The sequence below is a fragment of the Nocardiopsis sp. MG754419 genome, assembly GCF_018207095.1.
Lineage (GTDB): Bacteria > Actinomycetota > Actinomycetes > Streptosporangiales > Streptosporangiaceae > Nocardiopsis.
In genome coordinates this window covers 1-6,846 of the sequence record NZ_QOCZ01000221.1, presented here as the reverse complement: position 1 = coordinate 6,846, position 6,846 = coordinate 1, and the positions used below count along the sequence as shown (strand labels likewise).

General features: G+C 72.9%; 6 protein-coding genes and 1 pseudogene. 6 read left to right on the top strand and 1 reads right to left on the bottom strand.

Annotation, left to right across the window (positions count from 1 at the left end):
- Nucleotides 1-220, top strand: a 220-nt coding sequence (locus tag DSY14_RS26210) for an acyl-CoA dehydrogenase family protein (RefSeq protein WP_283091708.1), incomplete at its 5' end; no start/stop codon positions are given.
- Nucleotides 221-355: 135 nt separating this feature from the next.
- On the opposite strand, the gene DSY14_RS26205 is transcribed toward DSY14_RS26210, so the two are convergent.
- Entirely contained in the window at nucleotides 356-1,102 is a 747-nt protein-coding gene (locus tag DSY14_RS26205) for a metal-dependent hydrolase (protein ID WP_211719288.1), read from the bottom strand.
- Nucleotides 1,103-1,671: 569 nt separating this feature from the next.
- On the opposite strand from DSY14_RS26205, the gene DSY14_RS26200 reads away from it, so the two are divergent.
- The 5 genes and pseudogenes from DSY14_RS26200 to DSY14_RS26180 form a co-directional block, all read left to right on the top strand.
- Nucleotides 1,672-2,445 carry a hypothetical protein gene (locus DSY14_RS26200; protein WP_211719287.1) on the top strand — a complete coding sequence of 258 codons (774 nt, stop codon included), beginning with the start codon at nucleotides 1,672-1,674 and terminating at the stop codon, nucleotides 2,443-2,445.
- Between the two features lie 46 nt (nucleotides 2,446-2,491).
- Nucleotides 2,492-3,196: a TetR/AcrR family transcriptional regulator gene (locus DSY14_RS26195; protein ID WP_211719286.1), complete on the top strand. Its 705-nt coding sequence runs from the start codon at nucleotides 2,492-2,494 to the stop codon at nucleotides 3,194-3,196.
- Between the two features lie 276 nt (nucleotides 3,197-3,472).
- Nucleotides 3,473-3,982 (top strand): MerR family transcriptional regulator, encoded by a 510-nt coding sequence (locus tag DSY14_RS26190; RefSeq protein ID WP_211719285.1) that lies wholly within the window; start codon nucleotides 3,473-3,475, stop codon nucleotides 3,980-3,982.
- Nucleotides 3,982-4,953, top strand: coding sequence for an aldo/keto reductase (locus tag DSY14_RS26185; RefSeq protein ID WP_211719284.1), 972 nt, complete (start codon nucleotides 3,982-3,984; stop codon nucleotides 4,951-4,953). The genes DSY14_RS26190 and DSY14_RS26185 overlap by 1 nt, the downstream gene beginning before the upstream one ends.
- A gap of 203 nt (nucleotides 4,954-5,156) precedes the next feature.
- A pseudogene (locus DSY14_RS26180) lies at nucleotides 5,157-6,846 on the top strand (hypothetical protein); the annotation flags it as partial.

Here is a 6,846-nt window from a genome sequence, read left to right as displayed (position 1 = left end):
CACCCAGGCGGAGGGCTCCATGAGCAAGCTCTACGCCTCCGAAGCCGCCACGTTCGTCACCCAGAACGCGCTACGCATCCTCGGCGGCAACGGCTACACGCGGGACTACCCGGTGGAGCGTTGGCACCGCGACGCCACCATCTTCACGATCTTCGAGGGTGCCAGCGAGATCCAGAGGCTCATCATCGGTCGCACCATCACCGGCCTCCCGATTCGCTGACGCCGAAGTCCCTGGCCGGAGTGCCGCTCCCGCGCGATCGACGCCGTGCCTGGGCGCGGTGAGGGTGTGATCGGTGGGCGACACGGTAAAGGCCCGGCCGAAGCCGGGCCGCTCGCCGCCGACGAGTACCTCACGCTACCCCGCGGGGACCGCCGGTACCGCGACCCACAACATCACCGGCGCGCCCAACAGGGACACCCACCGGATCACCACCTCCACCGGGCTCCTGCCGGTATGGAACGGCAGTGGGCTGTGGAACATCCACCACCGCTTCCCTCGGTGCTTCACCGGCCACGCCAACGGAACCCCGGACCGGGTCAGCCAGTCTCCGAGGATGTGGGTCAGGCTCCCCACCGCCACCGTCACACCGATCAACCACGCGGCGCCGCCCGGAGCGAACGCCGCCGTCGTCGCGCAGATCACCGCGAGGATCGCCGCCGCGGTGTCGCGGGTCCTGCGGCGACCCCACCCCCGGAACGACTTGGCCACCGTGCCCGCGCCCAAGGCCGCCATCGCGAACACCACGACGACGGTGCCCAGGGGCGCGACCGCGGCCATGAGGAACGCCGACACCCCGAACACCAGCACGGCGGGGAGGGTGTGGGTCAGGTGGCGATGTCCCGCGTCCCTGCTCCCGTCCCGCGGGGTGGCCGTCGCCGCGTACACCCGGCGCGACAGCGCTCTCAGCCCGACCGCCGCCTTCTGCGACACCACCCCCAGAGACCGGCCCACCGTCGAGCCCGGCTCGTCCAGATCGGGCAGGAGCGCGGCGCCGGCACCGACGGTCGCGCACACCACCACATCCGTGACCTCCGTACCGGCGAGAGCACCCACCGCGGCACCGGCCAACAGGCCGGTGGCGGCATGGCTCGTGCCCATCATGACAACCTCCAAAGGGGGAGAACGGGGAGAAAACCCACTCACTATGGCCGTGCCGGCCTACGGCGGGGGTATGGGTCGGCCCGTAACGTGCGACCGGGGAACCGGGCCGCCCACGGCGGGGGAGCGGTCGGGCCGCAAGGTGCCACGGGGCGCCCCGGTAGGGCGGGTGCCGTCGGTCCGTCCGACCCCTGCGACTGCGGGCTGGCTCATGGGCACCTTCGGTGTGAGGGAGAGGCTTCGGGCGGGCCACGGGGGCGGCTTCGGCCGGACGGGCGGTGGGCCCCCGATGTCGTGCACGATCCCCCGTGACAGGTCCTGCCCCGTACGGTGCCGAACACCCTGAATATCTCGAATATCGACAAAGTGGGGCATGGCGGCGCCCGGCGGTTCATCGCGTCGGCCCTCGGTGGCCGCCCCCATCGAGTCCGGGCCCGGCGAGAGTCCCTCTGCGGGACGTGCCCGCGTCGCCCCCCGCGGCGTTCGCTTCCGGGTTCGCCACCCGACCGGCGATCGGACCGCATCAGGGGCGCCCGCGACCGTGCACGGCACCCCCCATTACCCTGTGACCCATGACACCAGGCAACGGCGCCACCACCATCACCATCCCCGCCGCCTTCAACGGACCCGACGGCTCCGGCAACGGCGGCTACAGCGCCGGCCTGCTCGCCGAACACCTCACGCGGGTGGGCGGCACGGCCGTGCAGGTGACCCTGCGCGTCCCGCCCCCGCTGGACCACCCGCTCACGGTCGAACCCGAGGGGGAGGACATCCTGCGCCTGGTCGACCCCTCCGCGCAGGAGGGGACAGGCCCGGTCGCCGAAGCGGTCCGCGTCGCCCCCTTCGACCGAGGAGTCATCCCCGGCGGCGCCGTCTCCGTCGCCGAGGCCGAGAACGCGAGCGAGCTCTACCCCGGGTTCGTCGACCACCCCTTCCCGCGCTGCTACAGTTGCGGCCCCGAACGCGCCGAGGGCGAAGGTCTGCGCCTGTTCGCCGGATCGGTCCTTCCCGGGGACGGGCCGGACAACGTCGGCAACACCGTCGCCTGCACCTGGCAGGTGCACCCCGCTGTGGACGACGGCAGCGGCTCGGCCGCGTTCGCCCAGGTCTGGGCCGCACTGGACTGCCCCGGGGGCTGGTCCCACGACATCATCGGCAGGCCCATCGTCCTGGGCCGCTTCACCGCCCAGGTACTGAGCCCGCCGAAGATCGGCGACACCACCGTGGTGATGGGCCGGCTCACCGGGGTGGACGGTCGAAAGATCCACACCGGCAGCGCCCTGTACGACGCCGACGGTGGACTGCTCGCCCAGGCGCGCGCGACCTGGATCGCACTGAGGACCTGACCGGCAGGCGGTCGCGCACCGCCCGGAACCGCTACGGTGAACCCTTGTGGCCATCGACGACACCCGACAGACCGAGCCCGGCGACAACGGCGCCCTCGACCCCGCCGGCCTGAGCGTCCCCCCGACCACTCGGCAAGGGACCGGTTCCCCCGCGCCCCGCCGAGGACGCAGCGTCCGCGGGCGCGACCCCGAACGGCGCAAGGCCATCCTGGACGCCGCCGACCGGGTCATCCAACGCGACGGCCCCGACGCCTCCATGCTCGCCATCGCCACCGAGGCCGGGATCAGCAAGCCCATCCTGTACCGGCACTTCGGCGACAAGGGGGGCCTGTACCGGGCGCTCGCCCAACGCCACGTGGACCCGCTCATCGAACGCATCCGCGCCGAGCTGTACCAGCACGCCGACTTCGAGGTGCGCGCCCGCGCCACCGTCGGTGCCTACCTGTCGATGATCTCCCAGAACCTGAACCTGTACCGGTTCCTCATGGACCGGGCCACCTCCGAGGACGTGCGCACCCGCAGCGACCTCGGCCTCATGGTCCGCCGTCTGGGCGAGGAGCTCGCCGACCTGCTCATCATCGAGCGTCGGATCCGCGACCGCCTGCGCGCCCAGATCGCCGCGCACGCCGTGGTCGGCATGGTTCAGGCCGCGGGGGAGTGGTGGCTCGAACACCCCGAGGTCGGTGAGGAGGAGATCATCCAGGACCTCACCGCGGCGGTCGTGGGGGCCATCAGCGGCAGCAACGACTGACCACGACCGATCGTGGTCCCCACTGTGCCGGGTTCGAGAGCCGCCCTGGACCGGGGCCGGTCGCGTCCCCGCGCCCGTCCCACCATGTCCCGGGTCGGGTCGGTCGTGTCCCTGAACCGGAACGACCGCGGTCCTTCCCGGACTGCCACTCACCGGTGAAAGCCCTGGTCCAGGGCGCCCCGACACTGCTTGCACGCACTTCCGTGCCGGCGTTCCTCGGCCGATTTCCACCGAGGTCTTGACCTGGAGCGCACTCCAGGTCCCATGCTCTGTCCCATGAAGGACTACTTCACCCCCGGTGAGATCGCCCAACGGTTCGACCTCACCCTGGACACACTCCGCTACTACGAGAAGGCCGGCCTGCTGCGCCGGGTCGACCGTGCGCCCGGCGGACACCGCCGATACCGCGCCGACGACGTGGAACTCCTCCACCTGGTGCGGTGCCTGCGCGACACCGACATGCCCATCGCCCGGCTGCGCGAGTTCGCCGAACTGGTCCGCGAGGGAGACCACACCATTCCCGCGCGGGTGGAGGTGCTCCAGAGCCACCAACACCGGCTCAGCGCCCACATCGACCGGTTACGGGAGCGCCAGGAGGCCATCCGGCACAAGATCGACTACTACCTCGGGGTGCTGGCCGACCACCCCGAACTCCTCCCGGAACCCGCATCCGAGGGGGACCCTCGCTCCTCGATCCCGAGCCCCTCGACGGTGGCCGCGGGCGAGGCGGCCCCCATCGACACCACCATGACCCCGACCGACGGCACCGTGAAGGAGATCGGCTGATGCGCCACACCACCCTCGGCGACCGCCGTGTCAGCGCCCTGTGCCTGGGCGCGATGCAGTTCGGCAGCACCACCGACCCCGACACCTCCCTGGCGCTGCTCGACCGCTTCGTCGACGCCGGAGGCACGTTCATCGACACCGCCGACTGCTACCAGTTCTGGGTGGACGGAGGACAGGGCCACGAGAGCGAGACCCTGCTGGGGCGGTGGCGTCGCGAGCGCGGCGTCACCGACGAGGTCGTCATCGCCACCAAACTCGGAGCCCAGCCCACCGTCTCCGAGACGGGGGAGAAGGCCCCGGAGGGCCTGTCCGCACGGGCCGTGGCCACCGCGGCGGAACGCAGCCGCCGGCGCCTGGGCATGGACACCCTCGACGTCCTCTACGCCCACTGTGAGGATCCCCGTACCCCGATCGAGGAGACCATGGGCGCCTTCGCGGAGCTCGTCTCCCAGGGGGCCGTGGGCGAACTCGGCATGAGCAACCACCACACCTGGCGGTTGGAGCGGGCCCGCGCCGCGACCGCGACGCACGGGTGGCCGCGCCCGCGCGTACTGCAGTACCGCTACAGCTACCTGCAACCGCGTGCCGGGGTGCCTCTGCTGGCCGGCGGGCACATGCACGTCACGCCCGACCTGCTCGACTTCGTCCGGGCCGAGGCGAAGGACGGTCGTGAGCACACACTGGTCGTCTACACCTCCCTGCTGTCCGGCGCCTACACGCGGCCCGACCGCCCCCTGGAGTACGCCTACGACCACCCGGGGACCTCCGCGCGACTCGCGGTGCTCGACGAGGTCGCCGGGGAGACCGGGGCGACCCGCAACCAGGTCGTCCTCGCCTGGCTGATGGACCACGACCCCGCCATCGTGCCGCTGGTCGGGGTCAGCTCCCTCGCCCAACTCGACGAGGCCCTGGAGGCCACCGACCTGCGCCTGTCCACCGAGCAGCACGCGCGGCTCACCGCCGTCCACTGAACGTGCGCGTCGCCCCCTCCCGCCGGAGGTTCCGCCCGGACCCGCGGAACCCCGGATCTTCGCAATCGGTGCAAACGTCGCGAAAGCGTTCATAACGCCGCTTCTGCGGTTTCCTGTCGCTTGCGGCGGATACCTTCCGTAGGGAAGCGTGAGGCCGGACGGGCCACACACCGGACGGTCCGCGAACCCGTGGGAGGGGCCCCTTGCCCGAGAGCACAGAGTCGACCGACAGGCGTTCGGGCGCCGACACCGGGCCCTACCAGCAGATCCACTTCGCCTGGGCCGAACCCACGCTCCTCGGCCGGGTCGGTCCCGGACCCGCCGCCACCTCCCTGCCCGAAGGCGACCGGCCGGCCCTGCGATCCTGGCGCGACCACCTGCTCCCGGCCCTCACCGCCGACTACCGGTCCGCCCTGCCCGGCGTCGACCCCGGCGACTACCCCGAGACCCTGTGGGCGCACCACTACCCCGACGGGCAGAGCGCCCTGGTCTACCGGTGGCCCGGCGACGTCCGCGACGCCCACGCCTGGGCGATCGTGGGTCCCACCCGCGGACTGACCCTGTCGCGCATCCTCTCCCTGCACGAGAACCCCAACACCCGGCCCGGGCAGAGCAGACCACCCACCCCCGGCTGGGCCACCATGCGCACCCTGCCGGCCCCCGAACCCTGGGAGCACACCGCGGCGCCCGGAGCCGTCCGCACCCGTGACCGCCGCGCCGCCGACACGCGGATCGGCGACCGGCCGCTGCTCGCCGGAGCCATCGCCCGTGTCCTGGCCCACCCCGAGCGGCCCGTGCACGTCACCCTGGACCCCGAACGGGCCGACCTGTGGCAGGCCACCCAGCTCCGCTTCCTGTGGGGCGTGCACCGGATCCTGCACGACATCCTCACCCCGGACGCGGCCATTCCCGCCGCCGGCTGGAGCTGGTCCTTCTCCACCTACGACCCGGTTCTGGGCGTCCCGGACGGGCCACACCTGGTCTTCGGGCCCCCGGGCGACGAACCCGGCCGGCACGCTCCCTTCACGACTCCGGACCCGGACGACCACCACACCCTCGCCGATCGCCTGGTCACCGTCCTGCGGGAGGAGGGCGGCGACGCGCTGGCCGACCGCCTACGTGAACGAGGGATCCCCGAGGCCATCACCTTCGCCGACCGCCTCGCCCTGCTCCAGGACTGGCTCGACCCGCGGCCCCGCGCGATGGACACACCCGCGGGTGGGGTCGACGTGGATCCGGCCCCGGACGAGGACGGTGCGGGGCAGACCGGACCGGCCCGGGTGGGTACCGAGGACCCGAGCCCGGCGACCGGGGCGGGCGGGCCGAGCGCCGCGGTGGCGAACGCCGCCACGACGCCCGTGATCGAGCCCGAACCCGAGCCCGAACCCGAGCCCGAGCCCGAACCGGCTCCGGCCGTGAGCCGGGAGGCGGCGTCGGAGCGGTGGCCGGGGCCCGTGCCGGGCGGCATCGACCTCCGTCACGCCGACGCCCAGCAGCCCTGGGAACAGGGGACGCATGCCCCCCTGACCCCGCGGAAGACGGAGTCGCGTCCGGAGGGACCCGAAGAGGGGCTACCCGAGGCCCCGGACCCGTTCTCCGATGACGAGGAGCGCCCCGAGGAGCGGGAGTTCCCCGATGTCGCCCGCCTCGCCGCGGAGCCGCTCCCCGCCGCCGACACGGCGGAACCCGTCGACCCCGGCCCGTCCGGGGCCGAGGACCACCGTCACGCGACCGCCACCGCCCTCGGCGCCCAAGGCGAGCCCGCGCCGGTCCAGCCCACCCCCGAGCGCGCCGAGAACCCTCAAGGTCGGATCTTCGTCGCCGCTCCGGTGCCCGATGAACGCCCCGCGCCCGAAAGCCGCACCGCCCAGGTGCCCCCTCACGGACGCGAGA

What these genes read in the sequence shown, in the direction of transcription:
- DSY14_RS26205 (WP_211719288.1), bottom strand. Translation starts at nt 1,102, where the DNA reads ATGATGGGCACGAGCCATGCCGCCACCGGCCTGTTGGCCGGTGCCGCG.
- DSY14_RS26200 (WP_211719287.1), top strand. Translation starts at nt 1,672, where the DNA reads ATGACACCAGGCAACGGCGCCACCACCATCACCATCCCCGCCGCCTTC.
- DSY14_RS26190 (WP_211719285.1), top strand. Translation starts at nt 3,473, where the DNA reads ATGAAGGACTACTTCACCCCCGGTGAGATCGCCCAACGGTTCGACCTC.
- DSY14_RS26185 (WP_211719284.1), top strand. Translation starts at nt 3,982, where the DNA reads ATGCGCCACACCACCCTCGGCGACCGCCGTGTCAGCGCCCTGTGCCTG.